The sequence below is a fragment of the Kosakonia cowanii JCM 10956 = DSM 18146 genome (assembly GCF_001975225.1).
Classification (GTDB): domain Bacteria; phylum Pseudomonadota; class Gammaproteobacteria; order Enterobacterales; family Enterobacteriaceae; genus Kosakonia; species Kosakonia cowanii.
This window is the reverse complement of record NZ_CP019445.1, coordinates 1,817,669-1,839,916: the sequence shown is the minus strand read 5'-3', so window position 1 is coordinate 1,839,916 and position 22,248 is coordinate 1,817,669. Positions and strand designations below refer to the sequence as shown.

22 protein-coding genes are annotated in these 22,248 nt (G+C 54.3%); 11 read left to right on the top strand and 11 right to left on the bottom strand.

What is annotated here, in order from left to right; translation table 11 throughout:
* The first annotated feature begins 25 nt into the window (after nt 1–25).
* The 4 genes from lldP (at nt 26) to trmL (ending at nt 4,174) form a co-directional block, all read left to right on the top strand.
* Nucleotides 26–1,681, top strand: a complete 1,656-nt coding sequence (gene lldP / locus BWI95_RS08550; RefSeq protein ID WP_042718661.1) for an L-lactate permease — start codon at nt 26–28, stop codon at nt 1,679–1,681.
* Nucleotides 1,678–2,454 (top strand): transcriptional regulator LldR, encoded by a 777-nt coding sequence (gene lldR, locus BWI95_RS08545; protein ID WP_076769329.1) that lies wholly within the window; start codon nt 1,678–1,680, stop codon nt 2,452–2,454. Before lldP ends, lldR begins: the two co-directional genes overlap by 4 nt.
* A complete protein-coding gene (lldD, locus tag BWI95_RS08540; RefSeq protein WP_076769328.1) occupies nt 2,451–3,638 on the top strand; it encodes an FMN-dependent L-lactate dehydrogenase LldD in 1,188 nt (395 codons plus the stop codon). The genes lldR and lldD overlap by 4 nt, the downstream gene beginning before the upstream one ends.
* A gap of 62 nt (nt 3,639–3,700) precedes the next feature.
* Nucleotides 3,701–4,174 (top strand): tRNA (uridine(34)/cytosine(34)/5-carboxymethylaminomethyluridine(34)-2'-O)-methyltransferase TrmL, encoded by a 474-nt coding sequence (trmL, locus tag BWI95_RS08535; protein WP_042718666.1) that lies wholly within the window; start codon nt 3,701–3,703, stop codon nt 4,172–4,174.
* A 146-nt stretch (nt 4,175–4,320) separates the two neighbouring features.
* Here the strand turns inward: trmL and cysE are convergent, their stop codons facing one another.
* From cysE to BWI95_RS08510, 5 genes are all read right to left on the bottom strand, one after another.
* Nucleotides 4,321–5,142 carry a serine O-acetyltransferase gene (cysE, locus tag BWI95_RS08530; protein WP_076769327.1) on the bottom strand — a complete coding sequence of 274 codons (822 nt, stop codon included), beginning with the start codon at nt 5,140–5,142 and terminating at the stop codon, nt 4,321–4,323.
* An 83-nt stretch (nt 5,143–5,225) separates the two neighbouring features.
* Nucleotides 5,226–6,236, bottom strand: coding sequence for an NAD(P)H-dependent glycerol-3-phosphate dehydrogenase (gene gpsA / locus BWI95_RS08525; protein ID WP_042718668.1), 1,011 nt, complete (start codon nt 6,234–6,236; stop codon nt 5,226–5,228).
* Complete coding sequence (secB, locus tag BWI95_RS08520; protein ID WP_042718670.1) at nt 6,236–6,703, bottom strand: protein-export chaperone SecB; 468 nt, start codon at nt 6,701–6,703, stop codon at nt 6,236–6,238. The genes gpsA and secB overlap by 1 nt, the downstream gene beginning before the upstream one ends.
* Nucleotides 6,704–6,742: 39 nt before the next feature.
* A complete protein-coding gene (gene grxC, locus BWI95_RS08515; protein WP_054802704.1) occupies nt 6,743–6,994 on the bottom strand; it encodes a glutaredoxin 3 in 252 nt (83 codons plus the stop codon).
* 47 nt (nt 6,995–7,041) lie between these two features.
* Nucleotides 7,042–7,473 carry a rhodanese-like domain-containing protein gene (locus BWI95_RS08510; RefSeq protein WP_042718673.1) on the bottom strand — a complete coding sequence of 144 codons (432 nt, stop codon included), beginning with the start codon at nt 7,471–7,473 and terminating at the stop codon, nt 7,042–7,044.
* A gap of 244 nt (nt 7,474–7,717) precedes the next feature.
* On the opposite strand from BWI95_RS08510, the gene gpmM reads away from it, so the two are divergent.
* The 3 genes from gpmM to BWI95_RS08495 are packed head-to-tail and all read left to right on the top strand — an operon-like array spanning nt 7,718 to nt 11,469.
* Nucleotides 7,718–9,262, top strand: coding sequence for a 2,3-bisphosphoglycerate-independent phosphoglycerate mutase (gene gpmM, locus BWI95_RS08505; protein ID WP_076769326.1), 1,545 nt, complete (start codon nt 7,718–7,720; stop codon nt 9,260–9,262).
* A 9-nt stretch (nt 9,263–9,271) separates the two neighbouring features.
* Nucleotides 9,272–10,537 carry a murein hydrolase activator EnvC gene (gene envC, locus BWI95_RS08500; protein WP_054802705.1) on the top strand — a complete coding sequence of 422 codons (1,266 nt, stop codon included), beginning with the start codon at nt 9,272–9,274 and terminating at the stop codon, nt 10,535–10,537.
* Between the two features lie 2 nt (nt 10,538–10,539).
* On the top strand, nt 10,540–11,469 hold the full coding sequence (locus BWI95_RS08495) for a divergent polysaccharide deacetylase family protein (RefSeq protein WP_054802706.1): 930 nt from the start codon (nt 10,540–10,542) through the stop codon (nt 11,467–11,469).
* Nucleotides 11,470–11,475: 6 nt separating this feature from the next.
* Here BWI95_RS08495 and BWI95_RS08490 read toward each other — a convergent pair whose 3' ends face one another.
* From BWI95_RS08490 to kbl, 3 genes are all read right to left on the bottom strand, one after another.
* Nucleotides 11,476–12,510 carry a glycosyltransferase gene (locus BWI95_RS08490; RefSeq protein ID WP_076769325.1) on the bottom strand — a complete coding sequence of 345 codons (1,035 nt, stop codon included), beginning with the start codon at nt 12,508–12,510 and terminating at the stop codon, nt 11,476–11,478.
* Between the two features lie 287 nt (nt 12,511–12,797).
* The gene (gene tdh, locus BWI95_RS08485) at nt 12,798–13,823 is read right to left on the bottom strand and encodes an L-threonine 3-dehydrogenase (protein WP_042718684.1); all 1,026 of its coding nucleotides are present in this window, start codon (nt 13,821–13,823) and stop codon (nt 12,798–12,800) included.
* A 9-nt stretch (nt 13,824–13,832) separates the two neighbouring features.
* Nucleotides 13,833–15,026 (bottom strand): glycine C-acetyltransferase, encoded by a 1,194-nt coding sequence (gene kbl, locus BWI95_RS08480; RefSeq protein WP_042718685.1) that lies wholly within the window; start codon nt 15,024–15,026, stop codon nt 13,833–13,835.
* Between the two features lie 214 nt (nt 15,027–15,240).
* Between kbl and rfaD the strand changes: the two genes are divergently transcribed.
* From rfaD to BWI95_RS08460, 4 genes are read left to right on the top strand one after another with little or no spacing between them, the layout of a single operon-like run.
* On the top strand, nt 15,241–16,173 hold the full coding sequence (gene rfaD, locus BWI95_RS08475; RefSeq protein ID WP_076769324.1) for an ADP-glyceromanno-heptose 6-epimerase: 933 nt from the start codon (nt 15,241–15,243) through the stop codon (nt 16,171–16,173).
* A gap of 2 nt (nt 16,174–16,175) precedes the next feature.
* Nucleotides 16,176–17,222, top strand: coding sequence for an ADP-heptose--LPS heptosyltransferase RfaF (gene rfaF / locus BWI95_RS08470; RefSeq protein ID WP_042718688.1), 1,047 nt, complete (start codon nt 16,176–16,178; stop codon nt 17,220–17,222).
* Between the two features lie 3 nt (nt 17,223–17,225).
* Nucleotides 17,226–18,185, top strand: a complete 960-nt coding sequence (gene rfaC / locus BWI95_RS08465; RefSeq protein WP_076769323.1) for a lipopolysaccharide heptosyltransferase RfaC — start codon at nt 17,226–17,228, stop codon at nt 18,183–18,185.
* Between the two features lie 10 nt (nt 18,186–18,195).
* Nucleotides 18,196–19,452, top strand: a complete 1,257-nt coding sequence (locus tag BWI95_RS08460) for an O-antigen ligase family protein (protein ID WP_054802707.1) — start codon at nt 18,196–18,198, stop codon at nt 19,450–19,452.
* A gap of 35 nt (nt 19,453–19,487) precedes the next feature.
* Here BWI95_RS08460 and BWI95_RS08455 read toward each other — a convergent pair whose 3' ends face one another.
* The 3 genes from BWI95_RS08455 to rfaY all read right to left on the bottom strand — a co-directional run bounded on the left by BWI95_RS08455 (nt 19,488) and on the right by rfaY (nt 22,238).
* Nucleotides 19,488–20,570: a glycosyltransferase family 9 protein gene (locus BWI95_RS08455; protein ID WP_076769322.1), complete on the bottom strand. Its 1,083-nt coding sequence runs from the start codon at nt 20,568–20,570 to the stop codon at nt 19,488–19,490.
* A gap of 26 nt (nt 20,571–20,596) precedes the next feature.
* Nucleotides 20,597–21,454, bottom strand: coding sequence for a 3-deoxy-D-manno-oct-2-ulosonate III transferase WaaZ (gene waaZ, locus BWI95_RS08450; RefSeq protein ID WP_076769321.1), 858 nt, complete (start codon nt 21,452–21,454; stop codon nt 20,597–20,599).
* Nucleotides 21,455–21,539: 85 nt separating this feature from the next.
* Complete coding sequence (rfaY, locus tag BWI95_RS08445) at nt 21,540–22,238, bottom strand: lipopolysaccharide core heptose(II) kinase RfaY (RefSeq protein WP_076769320.1); 699 nt, start codon at nt 22,236–22,238, stop codon at nt 21,540–21,542.
* Nucleotides 22,239–22,248 lie beyond the last annotated feature (10 nt).

Sequence of the window (22,248 nt, the reverse complement as noted above, 5' to 3'; positions counted from 1 at the left end):
TTGCCGTGGTTCTCAGGAGACCTGCATGACGCTCTGGCAACAGAACTATGACCCGGCTGGCAATCTCTGGCTTTCCAGCCTCATCGCATCGCTTCCGATCCTGTTCTTCTTTTTCGCGCTGATAAAACTGAAGCTCAAAGGCTACGTTGCCGCAAGCTGGACCGTTGCCATCGCCCTTGCCGTTGCGCTGCTGTTCTACAAAATGCCGGTGGATCGCGCGCTGGCGTCGGTGGTGTACGGCTTTTTCTATGGTCTGTGGCCCATCGCGTGGATTATTATCGCCGCCGTCTTTGTCTATAAGATCTCCGTCAAAACCGGCCAATTCGACATTATTCGCTCGTCGATTCTCTCCATTACGCCAGACCAGCGTTTGCAGATGCTGATTGTCGGTTTCTCGTTTGGCGCGTTTCTGGAAGGGGCCGCCGGCTTTGGCGCGCCGGTGGCGATCACCGCCGCCCTGCTGGTGGGGCTGGGCTTTAACCCGCTCTATGCCGCCGGGCTGTGCCTGATTGTGAATACCGCGCCGGTGGCCTTCGGTGCGATGGGGATTCCGATTCTGGTTGCCGGCCAGGTGACCGGGCTGGACAGCTTCGAAATCGGCCAGATGGTGGGCCGCCAGCTCCCCTTCCTGACCATTATTGTGCTCTTCTGGATCATGGCGATTATGGATGGCTGGCGCGGGGTGAAAGAGACCTGGCCTGCGGTAGTGGTTGCCGGGGGGTCGTTTGCCATTGCGCAGTATCTCAGTTCTAACTTTATCGGCCCGGAGCTACCGGACATCATCTCCTCGCTGGTGTCGCTGGTCTGCCTGACGCTGTTCCTCAAACGCTGGAAGCCAGTGCGCATTTTCCGCTTTGGTGATATGGGCGCGTCGCAGGTCGATCTCGATCTCTCCCGCACGAAATACAGCGCCGGGCAGATCCTGCGCGCCTGGTCGCCGTTCCTGTTCCTGACTGCAACCGTGACGCTGTGGAGCGTTCCACCCTTTAAAGCGCTCTTTGCGCCGGGTGGCGCGCTCTACGACTGGGTGTTTAATATCTCTGTGCCGCACCTTGATAAGCTGGTGGCGCGCATGCCGCCGGTGGTGAACGCCGCCACGCCGTATGCAGCGGTCTATAAGTTTGACTGGTTCTCTGCCACCGGCACCGCCATTCTCTTTGCGGCAATCCTCTCGATTGTGTGGCTGAAGATGAAACCGAAGGATGCCATCACCACTTTTGCCGGTACGCTGAAAGAGCTGGCGCTGCCTATCTACTCTATCGGCATGGTGCTGGCTTTCGCCTTTATCTCCAACTACTCGGGCCTGTCGTCGACGCTGGCATTAGCGCTGGCACACACCGGCAGTGCGTTTACCTTTTTCTCGCCGTTCCTGGGCTGGCTGGGGGTCTTTTTGACCGGCTCCGACACCTCATCAAACGCGCTGTTTGCCGCGCTGCAAGCCACCGCCGCGCAGCAGATTGGCGTCTCGGATGTGCTGATGGTAGCGGCTAACACCACCGGCGGCGTCACCGGCAAGATGATCTCGCCGCAGTCCATCGCTATCGCCTGTGCGGCGGTGGGACTTGTGGGCAAAGAGTCCGATCTCTTTCGCTTTACCGTCAAACACAGCCTGATATTCACCTGCATGGTCGGCGTGATCACCACCCTGCAGGCTTATGTGCTGACCTGGATGATCCCATGAGCGTATTACCCAGACGCCTGGCTGACGAGGTTGCTGACCGCGTACGGGCGTTAATTGCAGAACAACAACTGGAAGCGGGCATGAAGCTGCCCGCCGAGCGCCAGCTTGCCGTGCAGCTTGGCGTATCACGCAACTCCTTACGCGAAGCGCTGGCAATGCTGGTCAACGAAGGCGTGCTGTTAAGCCGCCGCGGTGGTGGAACCTTTGTGCGCTGGCAGCATGAGGCGTGGTCGGAGCAGAATATCGTCCAGCCGCTGAAAACACTGCTCAATGACGACCCCGATTACAGCTTTGATATTCTCGAAGCCCGCCACGCCATTGAGGCCAGCACCGCCTGGCATGCGGCGATGCGCGCGACCGACGCCGATAAAGAGAAAATCGTGCTCTGCTTTGAGGCATCGCAATCCGATGACCCGGATCTCGCCTCGCAGGCGGATGTGCGTTTCCATCTGGCAATCGCCGAAGCCTCACACAATGTGGTGTTGCTGCAAACCATGCGCGGTTTCTTCGACCTGCTGCAATCCTCGGTCAAGCAGAGCCGCCAGCGCATGTACCTTGTTCCGCCGGTTTTCGCCCGGCTTACGGAGCAACACCGCACGGTGATGAACGCCATTCTTGCGGGCGATGCGGAGGGCGCGCGTCAGGCGATGATGGCGCACCTCGCATTCGTCCACACCACGATTCGCCAGTTTGACGAAGACCGGGCCCGCCAGGCGCGCATTACCCGCCTGCCCGACGAGCAACTGATTCATTTAAGGGAGAAAAAAGCATGATTATTTCCGCAGCCAGCGACTATCGCGCCGCGGCAAAACGCGTTCTGCCGCCGTTCCTGTTTCACTATATTGACGGTGGCGCTTACGCCGAATATACCCTGCGCCGCAACGTCGAGGATTTATCGCAGGTCGCGCTCCGCCAGCGGGTGCTGAAGAATATGTCCGACCTGAGCCTTGAGACCACGCTGTTCAAGGAGCAGCTATCAATGCCGGTCGCGCTGGCACCCGTCGGGCTGTGCGGGATGTATGCCCGTCGCGGCGAAGTGCAGGCCGCAGGCGCAGCAGATGCCAAAGGCATCCCCTTTACCTTGTCGACCGTCTCCGTCTGCCCGATTGAAGAGGTGGCACCAACCATTAAGCGCCCGATGTGGTTCCAGCTCTATGTGCTGCGCGATCGTGGCTTTATGCGTAATGCGCTGGAGCGGGCAAAGGCAGCGGGCTGTTCCACGCTGGTGTTTACCGTCGATATGCCGACCCCCGGCGCGCGTTATCGCGATGCGCACTCCGGGATGAGCGGGCCAAACGCCGCACTGCGCCGCTACTGGCAGTCGGTGATGCATCCGCAGTGGGCGTGGGATGTTGGCGTCAATGGCCGTCCTCACGACCTGGGCAATATCTCTGCGTACCTCGGGAAGCCAACCGGGTTGGAGGATTATATTGGCTGGCTGGCGAACAACTTCGATCCCTCTATCTCGTGGAAGGACCTGGAGTGGATCCGCGAATTCTGGGATGGCCCGATGGTGATCAAAGGGATCCTCGATCCGGAAGATGCCCGCGACGCGGTGCGTTTTGGCGCGGATGGGATCGTCGTCTCTAACCACGGCGGTCGCCAGCTTGATGGCGTGCTCTCTTCGGCGCGCGCGCTGCCAGCGATTGCCGATGCGGTGAAGGGCGATATTGCCATCCTTGCGGACAGCGGCATTCGTAACGGCCTTGATGTGGTGCGGATGATTGCGCTCGGCGCCGACACCGTGCTGCTTGGCCGTGCCTATCTCTATGCGCTGGCGACACATGGCCGACAGGGGGTGGCTAACCTGCTGGATCTGATTGAAAAAGAGATGCGCGTGGCAATGACGCTGACCGGCGCGAAATCGATTCGCGAAATCAGTAAAGAGTCGCTGGTGCAGGCGCAGAGCGAGATCCCCGCCGCGCTGGCACCGCTGTCGCACGGCGATGCGGCGTAGTAAAAAATGCTCTCCCCGCCCTGGGGAGAGTGCTATCCTGCCCCCGCTATTAAGGGGGCTGCATGCTGAACATTGTCTTATTTGAACCTGAGATCCCGCCCAATACCGGGAACATTATCCGCCTGTGCGCTAACACTGGCTTTCGTCTGCATATCATCGAGCCGATGGGCTTTACCTGGGACGATAAGCGCCTGCGCCGTGCAGGGCTGGATTACCACGAATTCACCGCCGTGCAGCGCCACGCTGATTACGACGCCTTTATGGCCGCCGCTCAGCCTCAGCGCCTGTTTGCGCTGACCACCAAAGGGACGCCCGCGCACAGTGCCGTGTCGTTTGCCGATGGGGATTATTTAATGTTCGGCCCGGAAACCCGCGGCCTGCCCGCCACCATTCTTGATGCGCTACCGCCGGAGCAGAAGATCCGTATTCCGATGATGCCGGACAGCCGCAGCATGAACCTTTCCAATGCGGTGTCGGTAGTGGTGTATGAAGCCTGGCGCCAGCTCGGTTATCCCGGCGCGGTGTTGCGCAGCTGATGAGGTAGTTGGTTGGAATTGCCGGATGGCGGCTACGCCTTATCCGGCCTACGGGTAGTATGGCAAATGCATCAACCTACCGCACTTCTGGCGTTATTGGCAAAAATAGTTGTAGGCCGGATAAGCGCAGCGCCATCCGGCATTTTTCAAATACCGTCGCCGTACTCAAACCCGTGATTGGCTCCACTGAAATGCTGATCCATATCCATCGCCGGCTTGTCGCTCTCTGGCTTACCAACGATACGCGCCGGAACGCCTGCGGCGGTGGTATGCGGCGGTACGGGCTGCAACACCACGGAGCCGGCACCGATTTTCGCGCCGCGCCCCACTTCGATATTGCCGAGGATCTTCGCCCCTGCGCCAATCATCACCCCTTCACGGATCTTAGGATGGCGATCGCCGCTGGTTTTGCCGGTGCCGCCGAGGGTAACCGATTGCAGAATCGACACGTCATCTTCGATAACCGCCGTTTCCCCCACCACAATGCCGGTGGCGTGGTCGAGCATGATGCCGCGACCGATGGTCGCTGCCGGATGAATATCAACCTGGAAGCTCACTGAGACCTGGTTTTGCAGGAAAATCGCCAGCGCCTGTCGGCCCTGCGTCCACAGCCAGTGACCAATACGGTGCGCCTGCAGGGCGTGGAACCCTTTCAGGTAGAGCAGCGGCGTTGAGTATTTATCCACCGCCGGGTCGCGGGTGCGCACGGCCTGAATATCACAGGCGGCGGAGGCGATCATCTCCGGGTCTGCGGCGTAGGCCTCTTCCACCACTTCGCGAATGGCGATGGCGGGCATAATCGGCGACGCCAGCTTGTTCGCCAGCATATAGCTCAGGGCACTGCCGAGGTTTTCATGCTTGAGTAAGGTTGCGTGATAAAAACTGGCCAGCATCGGTTCACAGTCCGCCAGCGCGCGGGCTTCGGCTTTGATATTTTTCCAGACCAGATCCAGTTCTTCACACGGCATTGCTTACTCCAGACGAAATAAAAGCAAGGCCGGACTCAGCCAGCCTTGACGTGATAGTGATGAGAATCCCTGCGATTAGCCGCTTATTGCTCATCCTTGCGGGCGCGGCCCAACAGCGTTAATGCTGCCTCGCGCGCATTTTTTCCGCAATACAATACCTGATAAATTTCCTCGGTTATTGGCATTTCGACGCCGAACCGGTGCGCCAGCGCGCGCACTTCTTTGGTATTGCGATAGCCCTCAACCACCTGGCCTATCTTCTCCTGCGCGCCTTCGACATCCATGCCCTGACCGAGCATCATGCCAAAACGGCGGTTACGCGACTGATTGTCGGTACAGGTCAGCACCAGATCGCCCAGCCCCGCCATGCCCATAAAGGTAGCAGGATCGGCACCCAGCGCCGCGCCAAGCCGCGACATCTCAGTCAGACCGCGCGTGATGAGCGCCGTGCGCGCATTCGCGCCAAAGCCGATGCCATCAGACATGCCTGCGCCAATCGCAATCACGTTCTTCACCGCGCCGCCAAGCTGCACGCCAATGAAGTCCGGGTTGCTGTAGACGCGAAGGCTCTTGCCGCAGTGCAGCAGTTGCTGAAGATCGTCGGCAAACTGCGGGTCGGTGGAGGCTAAAGAGATTGCCGTCGGCATTCCCGCCGCCAGCTCTTTGGCGAACGTCGGGCCGGAGATCACCGCCAGCGGAATAGAGGAGCCTAAGACTTCACGCGCCACGTCCTGTAACAGACGCCCGGTTTCTGCCTCCAGCCCTTTTGTCGCCCAGACAATGCGCGCATCGCTGCGCATTAGCGGTTTGATCTGCGCCAGCACCTCGCCAAAGACGTGGCTTGGCACAACGACCAGAATGTCGCGGCTGGCGGCCAGCGCGCGGGCAAGGTCGCTCTCAAGCTCAAGGGTGTCGGGGAAAGGTACATCGGGCAGGAACGCCACGTTGCAACGGTCGCGTTGCAGCGTCGCGATATGTTTCGGGTCATGGCCCCACAGCACAACTTGGTGGCCATTTCTTGCCAGCGTGATGGCAAGAGCGGTGCCGTAAGAGCCGGCACCGATCACAGTCATTGCAGCATTAAGTGCGTTCATCAGGCATCCTGATGTTGTTCGGCACCTTCGCCAGTCTGCTGTTGCAGGTAGTTCATGAACAGCGCATCAAAGTTGACCGGTGCAAGGTTCAGTTGCGGGAATGTACCGCGGGAAACCAGGCTGGTGATGCATTCACGGGCATACGGGAACAGGATGTTCGGGCAGTATGCGCCCAGGCAGTGCGCCATCTGGGTGCCTTCGATACCGTCGATAGAGAAGATGCCGCCCTGCTGTACTTCGCACAGGAAGCCGGTCTCTTCGCCCAGTGAGGCAGTTACGGTTACGCGCAGAACCACTTCATACACGCCGTCCGCCAGCTGCGTTGACGCGGTGTCGAGGTCCAGTTTGACTTCCGGCTGCCACTCTTTCTGAAAGATGTGCGGCGCATTCGGCGCTTCGAAAGAGATATCTTTCGTGTAGATACGCTGAATCTGGAAAGTCATTTCGGTGTTGTTTAGCTCAGACATGAATAAGTAACCCTTAAGTGTTGTAGTGCTTAGAAAGCATTAACCTAACAGCGGATCCAATCCGCCACGCGCATCCAGCGCAAATAAATCGTCGCAGCCGCCGATATGCTGTGCATCAATAAAGATCTGCGGAACCGTGGTACGGCCACTACGTTGAATCATCTCTTCACGTTTTACCATGTCGCCATCGATCGGCAGCTCGGCAAAATCAACGCCTTTGCTGCTCAGCAGCGCTTTTGCGCGGTGGCAAAACGGGCAGGTTGCTTTGGTGTAGATCTCAATATTGGCCATATCTCTTCTCCTGGTTTTACCCCGTGAGCCGAAGCCCACCGGATAACTTATTTACCGCGTACTAACGGCAGATTTTCGCCGACCCAGCCGGAGACGCCATCTTTGAGCACAAAGACTTTCTCGAAACCGGCTTTTACCAGCTCGTTTGCCGGGGTCTGCGCCTGCAGGCCGGTACCGTCTACAACAATAATCGGCGTGCTTTTACGTTTTTCAAGCTCACCTACATTATTGGCTTTGATCTCGCCTGGCAGCAAATTCACCGCGCCGGCGATATGACCTTTACGGAAATCATCGCGCTGACGTAAGTCCACAACCACCGCATCTTCTTTGTTGATGAGGCGCGTGGCTTCGCCACGGGAAATCACTTTCACTTTCGACGCGACGCCTTTGAAGGTCGTGTATAACACCGCGGCGAACAACGCAAGCCAGCCGATACAGAGTATCGGGTTGCGTCCAATAAATTGCATAATTTCTTGCATCTGGGGTAACAGCTCCCGACTAAGTGATTAAAAACCAGCAAGGAGTATACCTGCGCAGATGGGCAAATACAGCCAGCGAGCGCGATGGATTGCATTTTCTGCGGCGTGTTACGAAAAAAATAAACAAAGCGATGTAAAACACCCCCTCAGGTGACCCCTTTCTTTGATCTTCTGCGGCTATTTGATCGATTCAGCTGTAGTAAAATTACGCAAATTTTTATCTTCAGAGCATGAGGTTGTCGCAATGTCGGTTTCAAAAAAACCTATGGTACTGGTGATTCTCGATGGCTACGGCTATCGCGAAGATCAGCAAGATAACGCCATTTTGAACGCTAAAACCCCGGTGATGGATAGCCTGTGGGCCAGGCGTCCGCACACCCTGATCGACGCCTCCGGGCTGGAAGTGGGTCTGCCGGATCGCCAGATGGGCAACTCCGAGGTCGGGCACGTCAACCTCGGTGCCGGGCGAATCGTCTACCAGGACTTAACCCGCCTGGACGTTGAAATTAAAGAGCGCACCTTCTTCACTAACCCGGTGCTGCGCGGCGCGGTGGATAAGGCAGTTAGCGCCGGCAAAGCGGTGCACATTATGGGCCTGCTCTCCGCAGGCGGCGTGCACAGCCATGAAGATCACATTATGGCGATGGTCGAACTGGCCGCTGAACGTGGCGCAGAAAAAATCTACCTGCACGCCTTCCTCGATGGCCGCGATACGCCGCCGCGCAGCGCGGAATCTTCGCTGAAAAAATTTGAAGAGAAGTTCGCCGCCCTTGGTAAAGGCCGCGTGGCGTCCATTATTGGTCGTTACTTCGCCATGGATCGTGACAACCGCTGGGATCGCGTCGAACAGGCTTACGACCTGATGACACAGGCCAAAGGCGCGTTCACCTTCGACAGCGCCGTTGCCGGGCTGCAAGCCGCTTACGCCCGCGACGAAAACGACGAGTTTGTGAAAGCGACGGTTATTCGCGCCGCCGGCCAGCCCGATGCGGCGATGGAAGATGGCGACGCGCTGATTTTCATGAACTTCCGTGCCGACCGCGCCCGCGAAATCACCCGTGCTTTTGTTAACGCCGATTTTGACGGCTTCCCGCGTAAGAAAGTCGTGAAGCTCGATTTCGTGATGCTGACCGAATACGCCGCCGACATCAAAACTGCCGTGGCCTATCCGCCGACCTCCCTTGCCAACACCCTTGGTGAGTGGATGGCGAAGAAAAACCGCACCCAGTTGCGTATCTCCGAAACGGAGAAGTATGCCCATGTCACCTTCTTCTTTAACGGTGGCGTTGAAGAGCCGTTCCCGGGCGAAGATCGCATTCTGATCAACTCACCCAAAGTCGCAACCTACGATCTGCAACCGGAGATGAGCTCCGCCGAGCTGACGGAAAAACTGGTCGCCGCCATTACCAGCGGCAAATACGACACCATCATCTGTAACTACCCGAATGGCGATATGGTTGGCCATACCGGCGTGTTTGATGCGGCTGTCGCTGCCGTGGAAGCGCTGGATAACTGCATTGCGCAGGTCACCCGCGCCGTTGAGTCCGTTGGCGGCCAGTTGCTGATTACCGCCGACCACGGCAACGCCGAGCAGATGCGCGATCCCTCAACTGGCCAGGCACATACGGCGCACACCAATCTGCCGGTTCCGCTGATTTATGTGGGTGAGAAAACGGTGAAAGCGCTCTCCGGTGGCAAACTTTCCGACATCGCGCCGACCATGCTGTCGCTGATGGGCGAGGAAATCCCGCAAGAGATGACTGGTAAGCCGCTGTTCATCGTGGAATAATCGCTCCCCATGAGGGGAAAGGCGATTTTTTCAATTACATGGGTCGGGCTCCGACCTCTGCTCTGCGCCAGCGCACTCAGCGCTGGCGCTTTGCTGTGCGCCGTTCCCGCCCACGCGGATGACCGCGATCAGCTCAAATCCATCCAGGCCGATATCGCCGCCAAAGAGCGCGCGGTTCGCCAACAGCAGCAGCAGCGCGCAGGCCTGCTCGCGCAGTTGAAAGCGCAGGAGGAGGCCATCTCCGCTGCCGCCCGCCAGCTGCACGAAACCGAAAACACGCTGGCAGAACTCAATAAACAGATTGATGAGATGAACGCCTCCATCGCCAAACTGGAGCGTCAGCGCGCGTCGCAGGAGCGCAATCTTGCCGCGCAGCTCGATGCCGCGTTTCGCCAGGGCGAGCACAGCGGTATCCAGCTTCTGTTGAGCGGTGAAGAGAGCCAGCGCGGTCAGCGTTTGCAGGCTTACTTCGGTTATCTCAACCAGGCGCGCCAGGAGACCATCGCACAGCTCAAGCAGACGCGTGAAGAGGTCACCTCGCAGAAAGCCGAGCTGGAAGAGAAGCAGAGCCAGCAGCAGACCCTGCTCTATGAGCAGAAAGCGCAGCAGGCGAAGCTGGAGCAGGCACGAAACGAGCGTAAAAAGACCCTTGCCGGACTTGAATCCTCAATTCAGGAAGGTCAGCAGCAGCTTAGCGAGATGCGCGCTAACGAATCACGTCTGCGCGATCGCCTTGCCCGCGCGGAAGCGGCAGCAAAAGCCCGCGCCGAGCGCGAAGCCCGTGAAGCACAGGCGGTACGTGAGCGGCAGAGCGAGGCCAGCCGCAAAGGCACCACCTATAAGCCAACCGAGAGCGAACGCTCACTGATGTCCCGCACCGGCGGCTTAGGCTCGCCGGCAGGCCGCGCGATCTGGCCGGTTCGCGGCCCGTTGCTCCACCGTTATGGCGAACAGTTGCAGGGTGAGCTACGGTGGAAAGGGATTGTTATCGGTGCGTCTGAAGGCAGCGAAGTTAAAGCCATCGCCGACGGACGCGTGATCCTCGCCGACTGGCTGCAGGGCTATGGCCTGGTGGTTGTCGTTGAGCACGGCAAAGGCGATATGAGCCTTTATGGTTATAACCAAAGCGCCCTCGTTAGCGTTGGCGCGCAGGTGCGCGCAGGCCAGCCGATAGCTCTCGTCGGGAGCAGTGGTGGTCAGGGCCGGCCTTCACTCTATTTTGAAATTCGCCGTCAGGGCCAGGCGGTCAACCCACAGCCGTGGTTGGGAAGATAGGTTTGCTTCAACTTCGCCGCATCGTGATTACTCTTGCCAGCGTGCTGGCGCTCTCCTCGCCGGTGTTTGCCGGCAAACTGGCCATCGTTATCGACGATTTTGGCTACCGTCCCCAGACAGAAAACCAGGTGCTGGCGATGCCGCAGGCGGTCTCCGTCGCGGTGCTGCCAAACGCGACACATGCCCGCGACATGGCGACCAAAGCGCACAACAGCGGTCACGAAGTGCTGATCCATCTGCCGATGGCACCGCTCAGTAAACAGCCGCTGGAAAAAGATACCCTGCGCCCGGAGATGGGCAGCGCAGAGATTGAACGCATCATCAGTGACGCCGTGAATAAGGTGCCCTATGCCGTCGGGTTGAATAACCATATGGGCAGCGCCATGACCTCCAGCCTGTTTGGCATGCAGAAAGTGATGCAGGCGCTGGAGCGCTATAACCTTTACTTCCTCGACAGCATGACTATCGGCAATAGCCAGTCGATGCGCGCAGCCTCCGGCACCGGGGTGAAGGTGATTAAGCGCAAAGTGTTCCTCGATGATACGCAGAATGAGGGTGATATTCGCCGTCAGTTCGACCGTGCCGTCGCGCTGGCACGACGGAATGGCTCGGCTATTGCTATTGGACACCCGCATCCGTCGACCGTACGTGTGTTGCAGCAGGCGCTGGCAAACTTACCCTCCGACATTACGCTGGTGCGGCCGAGCGACCTGCTTCATGAGCCGCAGGTGGACAACTCAACGCCCGCCAAACCTGACGCGCAGCCGCAGCCGCCACGTAATCCGTTCCACGTTGCGAAAGTGTGTAAAGCGAAGCAGAAGCCAGAGCCGGTGAATGCCAGCCGCTTCTTTAGCGTGGTGGGAGAGAGTATCAGCGAAAGTACGCTGGTACAGTACTTCCAGCACCAGTGGCAGGGCTGGGGCCGGAAGTAAGCAGCGCTAGTAGATTTTCACCGCTTTACGGGCAAGACGGTGGTGTGACGTCGTCTTGTCCCGCCATTTGTACAGACGAAGTGACCACAGCAGCGCCTGATAAGCGAGCTTAGGGCTGCGCACATTAGTGACCATACGTTTAAACATTCCTGATGCATATATTTCGGCAATCATGCGCTTGCGAATTATTTCATCCGGCTCTTTTCGCACGGCGTGGCATACGCGAAGTGCTTCATACGTAATTTGTTGGTGGAATTCGGGATATATCGTAATGCGGTCAGCGTAATCGCGATTCAATTTCTCCAGTAGGCGCGTAATTTTCATGTAATGACGCTGATAGGCGAGGTTTTTTAATCCCTGGCGCTTCAAACGGCTGACCGAACAGCCATGGAGAAAATATTTATATAACGATTGTTCGGTATAACGCACGCGTTGGGCGTTATACATAAATTCGGTGCTCCAGATAATATCCTGGTGATGCAGCCCGGGAATAAATTCAATACGATTTTGCTTAATTACATCGTGGCGATAAACGCCCATCCAGACCACGTGCGTCCAGCGGCGGCTTGCCAGCGCCACTCTTAACCAGTCAGGCCCGCTGAGTACGCCGGTAGAACGAATACGATCCAGCGGAATGGATTGCCAGGTGCTGCCGTTCTGCCGATCGCACCAGTCCGAGTTACACTGCGCGACATCCAGATCGTCTTCCAGCGCCATTTTCATCAGCGTTTCATACATTTGCGGATAGACAATATCATCGGCATCAACGAAAGCGATGTATTCACCTGTGGCATAGGTTAAGCCACGATTACGCGCCACCGAGGCACCGGCGTTACACTGGTGAATAAGCTGGATATGCGGGTACTTCTTTGCGTAACGCTCTGCTATTTCAGCAGAATTATCGGTCGAACCATCATTAACAATGATGATTTCAAGCGCTGTCCAGGTTTGCGCTAACAGGGATTCCATGCAAGGTACAAAGTCATCGCCCGCATTGTAGAGGGGGATAATAACGCTAAGCTTACCAGGGCTATTCATCATTAATTACCTGATTCATTGTCATTACAGTGACTATTTTTAAATTGTTTTAATTAAGAAAAAATTAAGGTCGGTCAGATTGAGTAGGTAAATTCTCAGACACAGCGGTTGCGATTAAGTTTCATCGCCGATGCGAACTAAGAATATTCAGAATAGTCGGGGGAGTTAAAGGACGTAATAAGAGTATTGCGTAATTGCGAAGAATTTATGACACTGACAAAAGTTTACATTTAATAATGTGTTTTGGGATTTGTCGCAGAAAAAAGGGCCATTATCTGGCCCTTACTCTTTTAATCCCAGCTCAGCACTACTTTACCGGACTGACCTGAACGCATCGCGTCAAATCCCTGCTGGAACTCATCAATTCCGAAGCGGTGGGTAATGATCGGTGAGAGGTCGAGACCGGACTGGATCAGCGCGGCCATTTTGTACCAGGTTTCGAACATCTCACGGCCATAAATCCCTTTGATAAACAGCCCCTTGAAGATGACTTTGTTCCAGTCGATCGACATCTCCGAAGGCGGAATACCGAGCATGGCAATGCGTCCGCCGTGGTTCATGGTATCGAGCATGGTGCGAAACGCCGCAGGCGCGCCGGACATCTCCAGACCTACGTCGAACCCTTCCGTCATCCCCAGTTCCGCCATCACCTCGGTGAGGTTCTCTTTGGCGACATTTACCGCGCGCGTAACGCCCATTTTGCGTGCCAGCTCAAGACGGTATTCGTTCACATCGGTGATCACCACATGGCGCGCGCCAACGTGCTTAGCGACCGCAGCCGCCATGATGCCGATAGGACCTGCACCGGAGACCAGCACATCTTCGCCCACCAGATCGAAGGAGAGTGCCGTATGGACTGCGTTACCGAACGGGTCGAAAATCGACGCCAGCTCGTCAGGGATATTGTCCGGGATTTTGAAGGCGTTGAAGGCCGGGATCACCAGATACTCCGCAAAACAGCCGGGACGATTGACGCCTACGCCGACGGTATTACGGCATAAATGGGTGCGGCCCGCGCGGCAGTTACGGCAGTGTCCGCAGGTGATATGCCCTTCGCCGGAGACGCGATCGCCGATCTTAAAGCCTTTCACTTCCTGACCGATGCCAACCACTTCACCTACGTATTCATGACCGACCACCATCGGTACCGGAATGGTTTTTTGCGACCACTCATCCCAGTTGTAGATATGCACGTCGGTGCCGCAAATCGCGGTTTTGCGGATCTTAATCAGTAGATCGTTGTGCCCAACTTCCGGTTCCGGCACATCGGTCATCCAGATGCCCTCTTCCGCTTTCAGTTTGGATAACGCTTTCATTTCACGTCCTCAGATCACACCCAGTTGTTTACCAATGCGGGTAAAGGCTGCTACCGCGCGTTCAATTTGTTCTGGCGTATGGGCCGCCGACATCTGTGTACGAATACGCGCCTGGCCTTTCGGCACCACCGGGAAGAAGAAGCCCGTGACGTAAATGCCCTCTTTTTGCAGCTCGCGGGCAAAGTTTTGCGCCACCACGGCATCGCCAAGCATCACCGGAATAATGGCGTGATCGGCACCCGCCAGCGTAAAGCCCGCAGCGCTCATCTGTTCGCGGAACAGGCGGGCGTTAGCCCACAGGCGATCGCGCAACTCACCGCCGGACTCCAGCATCTCCAGCACTTTGATCGAGGCGCTGACAATGGCAGGCGCCAGCGAGTTGGAGAAGAGATAGGGGCGCGAACGCTGACGCAGCCACTCCACCACCTCTTTACGCGCAGCGGTATAACCGCCCGATGCGCCGCCGAGGGCTTTGCCAAGCGTCCCGGTAATGATGTCGACCCGGCCCATCACCTCACAGTATTCGTGGGTTCCGCGGCCGTTGGCACCGACAAAACCGACGGCGTGGGAATCATCAACCATCACCAGTGCATCATATTTATCCGCCAGGTCGCAGACGCCCTGCAGGTTGGCGATCACGCCATCCATTGAGAAGACACCATCGGTGGCGATCAGCACGTGGCGGGCACCCGCTTCGCGCGCTTCTTGCAGGCGAGCTTCCAGTTCCTGCATGTCATTGTTCGCGTAGCGGTAACGCTTCGCTTTACACAGACGCACGCCGTCAATGATTGATGCGTGGTTGAGGGCATCAGAAATAATGGCATCTTCCGCGCCGAGCAGCGTTTCAAACAGCCCGCCGTTCGCATCGAAGCAGGAGGAGTAAAGGATAGAGTCTTCCATGCCGAGGAAATCGGCCAGCTTCTTCTCCAGCGCTTTGTGGCTATCCTGCGTACCGCAGATAAAGCGCACCGAGGCCATGCCGAAACCGTGGCTATCCATACCGGCTTTCGCGGCGGCGATCAGCTCCGGGTGGTTGGCAAGGCCAAGGTAGTTGTTGGCGCAGAAGTTGATGACGTGGCTACCATTCGCCACGGTGATATCAGCCTGCTGCGCTGACGTGATAATGCGTTCCTCTTTGAACAACCCTTCCGCACGTGCGGTTTGCAGATCGTTCGTTAACTGTTGATAAAAATCCCCACGCATCGCAATTCTCCAGACTGGGCAAATTTCGGCACATATTACCCAAAGCTATACGTTGATACGAGATGACGCTTCACTGCTTATCCGTTTTGCAGCATAAATCACGCATAGCCCTCCCCTTTCCCGGGGAATGGCTGAAGGGGCAGCAATGTGATGGTATGATAAAGTTATTCGTGTCTGAGATTGTCTCAACGCTTCATTTTGCAAAGGTACAGTTATGATCATCGTCACTGGCGGCGCGGGTTTTATCGGCAGCAATATCGTTAAAGCCCTGAATGACAAAGGCATCACCGATATCCTGGTGGTGGACAACCTGAAAGACGGCACTAAGTTTGTCAATCTGGTCGACTTGCATATCGCCGACTATATGGATAAAGAGGATTTTCTGATCCAGATTATGTCTGGCGAAGAGTTCGGCGAGATTGAAGCGGTGTTCCATGAAGGTGCGTGCTCCTCCACCACCGAGTGGGATGGCAAGTACATGATGGAGAACAACTATCAGTACTCCAAAGAGCTGCTGCACTACTGCCTGGAGCGCGAAATCCCCTTCCTGTATGCCTCATCCGCAGCCACTTACGGCGGCCGCACTTCTGACTTTATTGAATCGCGCGAATATGAAAAGCCGCTTAACGTCTACGGTTACTCGAAAATGCTGTTCGACGAGTATGTGCGCAGCATTCTGCCGGAAGCGAACTCGCCGATTGTCGGCTTCCGCTATTTCAACGTCTATGGCCCGCGTGAAGGGCACAAAGGCAGCATGGCGAGCGTCGCTTTCCATCTCAACACACAGCTGAACAATGGCGAGAGCCCGAAACTGTTCGAAGGCAGCGACAACTTTAAACGCGATTTCGTCTACGTGGGCGATGTGGCGGCGGTCAATCTGTGGTTCTGGGAAAACGGTGTCTCCGGCATCTTTAACCTCGGCACCGGTCGCGCGGAGTCCTTCCAGGCCGTAGCGGATGCCACGCTCGCCTTCCATAAAAAAGGCAGCATTGAGTACATCCCGTTCCCGGACAAGCTGAAAGGCCGTTACCAGGCTTTTACGCAGGCCGATCTCACCAACCTGCGTGCGGCGGGCTACGACAAGCCGTTTAAAACCGTGGCTGAAGGCGTGAGCGAATATATGGCCTGGCTGAACCGCGACGCGTAAGTATGAAAATTCTGGTCATTGGACCCTCCTGGGTAGGCGACATGATGATGTCGCAGAGCCTCTACCGCACGCTGAAGGCGCGCTTTCCCCAGGCGATAATCGATGTGATGGCACCCGCGTGGTGCCGTCCGCTTTTATCGCGCATGCCGGAAGTTAACGAGGCGATCCCGATGCCGCTCGGCCACGGCGCGCTGGAGATTGGCGCGCGCCGTAAGCTGGGGCACAGCCTGCGCGAACGACGTTACGATCGCGCCTATGTGCTGCCGAACTCCTTTAAATCTGCGCTGGTGCCCTTCTTTGCTGGCATTCCGCACCGTACCGGCTGGCGCGGTGAAATGCGCTATGGCGTGCTTAACGATGCGCGGGTGCTGGACAAACAAGCCTGGCCGCTGATGGTCGAGCGCTATGTTGCGCTGGCCTATGACAAAGGCGTAATGGGCTCGGCGAAAGATCTGCCGCAGCCGCTGCTGTGGCCGCAGTTGCAGGTCAATGAGAGTGAGAAGCTACAGGTTTGCGCCACCTTCGACCTCGCGGCTGAACGCCCGATGATCGGTTTTTGCCCCGGCGCCGAGTTTGGCCCGGCAAAGCGCTGGCCGCACTATCACTACGCTGAGCTGGCGAAGCAGCTTATTGATGAAGGCTATCAGGTGCTGCTGTTCGGTTCAGCAAAAGATCACGACGCGGGTAATCAGATTCTGACCGCGCTGAGCATTGAGCAACAGGCGTGGTGCCGCAATCTGGCGGGAGAGACGCAGCTGGAGCAGGCCGTGGTGCTGATTGCTGCCTGTAAAGCGGTGGTGAGCAATGATTCAGGTTTGATGCACGTTGCCGCCGCGCTCGATCGCCCGCTGGTTGCGCTCTATGGCCCCAGCAGCCCCGATTTCACGCCGCCGCTCTCCCACAAAGCGCGCGTGATCCGCTTAATCACCGGCTACCACAAGGTACGCAAAGGCGATGCCGCTGAAGGGTATCACCAGAGCCTGATCGATATTACGCCGCAGCGCGTGCTGGATGAGTTGAATGGTTTGTTGCTGGCAGCAGAAGGATAAGCGATGCGGGTCTTGATTGTGAAAACCTCGTCAATGGGCGATGTGCTGCACACGCTGCCTGCGCTGACCGATGCCGCGCAGGCCATTCCGGGGATCTGTTTTGATTGGGTAGTGGAAGAGGGATTTGCCCAGATTCCTTCATGGCACCCAGCGGTCGACCGGGTTATCCCGGTGGCCATCCGCCGCTGGCGCAAAGCGTGGTTTTCCGCGCCTGTTACGGCAGAGCGCCAGGCTTTTCGCAACGCGGTGAAGGAGAAGCAGTACGACGCCATTATCGACGCGCAGGGTCTGGTAAAGAGCGCCGCGCTGGTCACCCGGCTGGCGCATGGTGTGAAACATGGGATGGACTGGCACTCCGCACGCGAGCCGCTGGCAAGCCTGTTCTATAAACGCCGTCACGCCATTGCGAAACAGCAACACGCCGTTGAGCGGACGCGCGAACTCTTTGCGAAGAGTCTGGGCTATGCCAAACCGCAGGCGCAGGGTGACTACGCCATTGCGCAGCATTTCACCTCCAGCGCTGCGCCAGCTTCCTCCTATGCCGTCTTTTTACATGCCACCACGCGAGATGATAAACATTGGCCGGAGAGTCACTGGCGCACATTGATTGGCCTGCTTAAAGGAAGCGGTTTGCAGATAAAGCTCCCATGGGGAGCCCCTCATGAAGAGGCGCGTGCGAAGCGGTTAGCGGAAGGGTTTGATTACGTTGATGTGCTGCCGAAGATGAGTCTTGAGAAGGTCGCGCAGACACTGGCTGGCGCGAAATTCGTGGTATCGGTGGATACGGGCCTTAGTCATTTGACGGCGGCGCTGGATCGACCAAATATCACGTTATATGGCCCAACCGATCCTGGGCTTATTGGCGGGTATGGAAAAAACCAACATATATGCCGCGCGAGTAATGGCGACTTAGCCCATCTCAGCGCAGATACCGTTTTTAATGAAATAGCCTGTTTAGCATAAAGGAAAGTGAATGCCAGTCTCTATGAATGCGCAAACCTGGAAGGGGCGAAGTGAAAAAGCCGCCTTTATTATGGAGTATGGTACGTTTATTTTTAGCGCCGTTACGCTTCTGGTAGCGATGGTAAATAATAATTTGAGCATGAAGTTATTTAATATCTGCGGCATTCTCGCGTTATTAACACTCATTATTAAAGGAAGATCATCGAATCTAACCTGGAAAAGTTTCGCCCTTCCCGCGTCCATCCTGTTTATTGGCATTATCGATCTTATCTGGTACAAGCTTTTTAAAGTTAATAACTCGCCCTTTCAGGCGACGTACCATAACTACATCAATACCGTGCGGGTCTTTATTTTCGGCTTCTTCATGGTATTGCTGGCCGCAACGACAAAAATTAAGTACAAAAGCAGCGCGCTGCTTTATCTTCTCTATTCCGTTTCGTTTATTATCCTGGGCTATGCTCTGTTTCAGAAATTCTCTATCGGCCTGGACAGGATCGATTTTGGTATTGGCACGTCGACGGGTGCGGCTTACTCCATCATGCTGGTCGGGTTGATCAGCGCGGTAGCAATTCTGTATACGCCTAAAAGTCATCCGCTTTTATTTGTGTTGAACACGGTGATGGTTTTTGCTGCTCTGGTGATGACACAGACCCGCTCATCCATTTTGATTTTCCCTGTTATCTGCTGCATCACTATCGTTACCTATTACCTGAAGAACCCTAAAAAGCTTTTCCTTGGCGTATGTGGGTTTATGGCGCTGTTGATTGTTCTTGGTCTTGTCTTCAGCCAGTCCATTGCTAAACGATATGATGCCGCTGTAAATGACATCAATTTATATCAACAAGGGAAGGGTAATACCTCGCTCGGGGCGCGCTTTGCAATGTACGAGGCCGGTTTGATGATATTTAAAGATGCTCCATTAAGCTGGAGGTCTGCAGATGAGCGTTCGTATGAGGTAAGTGAACTTATCAAGCAGGATAAGACGTTGAGCCCTGTAAGATTATTCACAAATATTCACTTACACAATGAAATCATTGAAAGTGCCTCATTGAAAGGGATAGTCGGTATATTGTCGATTATCGCTTTTTACGCCGCATTGATGTTTTCCGTTTACTATTATCGATCGTTGGGATTATTTGCCTTTTCACTGGCGATAATAGGCACGGGTCTAAGCGATGTCATTCTATGGGCGAGAAGTATACCTATTATTATTGTCTGTGGGCTGACACTTTTATTGCTTTTCAATAAACAGCGCAGCAAACATTAAAATCTCGTAAAAATGGCCACTTAATGTGGCCATTTTTATTGCTTGCTATCCATTTCAGCGGCCAACAACATTTCCAGCCCGTGAACTAACAAGCGTTCATCAATATCACTAACGAAAGGTGTCGGCGAAATAATTTGCTGCGCGGAAGGGCTATTCGGCGCCCAAATCAGCGGCGACGGATACTCAACGGTGCGTGCCTGAGGGTAGAGCGCCAGCATTGGCCGGTTAAAAGCAGAAGCGATATGCACCAGCGCGGTATCGACGGAAACAACGTATTTGCTGAGCTTCGTTAAGGCTACGGTATAGATAAAATCAGGATAGGGCAGCGTTTCAATATTACTTACAGGGATGGACGATAAGTCATCCGGATGACCAGTATAGATAATTCTCAGACCAGGATGGTGCTGTGCAAACCAACTGTGGATAAGCATCATCTGCTCAGAGGAAAGACGGCAAATCTTCTTGGCACCCAGTGGATTGATAACAACAACGTCAGACGATCCTACCAACGCGCTTACCGCCTCTTCGACATCTGCCGGAATAGCGATATCGTAGCGATAATCATCGTCTGCATCGCGGCCGAAAAGATGCCGCACAATGACGTTTGTGCGCGAAGACATATGCTCGTTTAACTGCTCGTCATGGGGGTTGTAGCGCGAATAGTAGCGCTTGTACCATTTATCAAATCCCAGCACGTACGAATCCCGAAAACCCGAGAGCAGCAGCGCATGACCAAAGCAGGGAAACGTTTCAAAGGGATCGAGAACAACATCGAACTGCCGCTCTCGTAACTGGCGGCGTAGTTTAAGCGTTTCCGTCAGGCTGTTAGTTTTTTTTATGAACAGCTGCTTGATATGTGGGTGCGCTTTAAGAAAAGCGTGCCCCGTGCCGCAGGAGAGTATCGATAACGTGATACCTTTTTTAGCCAGTATTCTGTAAAGCGCGCTGAGAACAATCAGGTCGCCAATCTTACTGTTATCATGAATTAACAAGCAGCTTTTTATGCTATTGCCATCAATATCAGCTCCTCTTCTGTTTTTAAGGAACAAAGAGAGAAAATTGATTTTTACTTTATTGATTAAATGCTTTTTCTTCTTGTGGAAAGTTCCAAGGCGCATTTTTCTTACCAAAAAGATGTCAGTCACTAGTTAGCAAAGGTGTTTGCTTTGCGTTCGAAATCAATTTTTTCATGCAACTCGAGACTGTTAGTATGGTGTTTTTTTTCAAGTTCATCGGGTTGAATGAAAGGAATGATGTCGTAACTAATAGCAGTATCATCCGAAAGATTAAAGATATTAATATCGGGAATGTTAGCTCGCATAAAAATAAAGAAAGGTAAAATCTTAGGTAAATCTTTACTTAATTCAGATGGCATCGGATTATTGCTTTCATCATAAAAGCGGCGGCAGGTGTTGGTCAGATCCAGGCCTGAGCAAATAATTGCGCTGTATTGTAGCGAATAGGCAATTTGAATCGCGGTGTAAGCCACCGTATGGCATGAGCAGTAGCCAAGAGCAATATCTTTGCTGAAGCCAACAAGACGCCCTTTCTTGGACCATGGGATATTAATGAGTAAATTTTTATGCAGGCGGCTTTTTATGAGGAATTTTACCTTCTTAACCGCCCCACCTTTTTCCCGTTTATAGAAGGCGCGCAGTATCAGGCAATTTTCGCGCAGATAACGCTTATCCTCCTCCGTTGCAGCCTCGTAAACATCTGCATTCACGATGGTAAAACGACAGCTGCGGCTGAATTTATAAAAATCATCACGTCGCTGCAGCAAAAATCGGGCGTCCGTTAAAACGTAAATCAACGGAGTAATATCATTCTCTATTAAATACGCCGCCGATCCGTTGACCGCGATAATATCCCGACTCTGAAGAATCGAAAGAGGCGTCTTCTTTGACGTGGGCCCAGAGAGAAAGATAACAATGTCATCTGAAGACTTGTGTCTTTTCAACCGTTCAACACATGCATGTGTAATATATTTAATATTTTTCATAATAAACCTGTTGGGATTAATACATATTACCGTTTCAGACTAACAATATGCTTATCTTTAGTAATGCAGGCCAACCATATAATTTTCAGCGAACTGGCTTACCTTTTAGACGACGAATAAAATTACGTACCTTTTTCTTATAAATAAACTGGTAGTAACCTACATCCTTCACGCTATTAACAATACCGTAATGTCGTTCCAGGTCGATGCGATCTTTCGCTTTTCGTATCCGGGAGGGTGACTTACCTGACAAATCGATAATCCTGACTTCACCGTTTTGAATAATAAAATTGCCTTTATGCGGATCGCCTGAAACCATACCATTTTGATGCAACTCATCTATCGATATTTTTATTTTCTGTTTGAGCTCATCATCAATAGAAGTAATGTCTGCTAACTCAATGCCATCAATATATTCAATTAACATAATATAGGAGTGGGCAAAGCGAAAAGTTTTCTTAGCCGCCAGCAGATAAAAATCATTTATTGCACCAGCACCATTTTTCCTGATGCGTTCCGTCTGATGGAACAAGGCTTCATAGTAATCGCCCTTGAAAATAGACTTGAGAAAACGCTCCGTTTTTTTCTGCTTAGGTGCGAAGACTTTTAAAATATACTTTCCATATTCCGTATTGATTAACACGACTTTTGTATCATCAATACTGCGAAAAACCTTTATCACATCGAGATTATAATCCATGAAATCTTTAAAGATTTTCAGGTATTTTTCACCACCAGTTTTGGTGAAAACAACATAATCCCCAACTTGATATTTGTCACTCATAAATTAGACC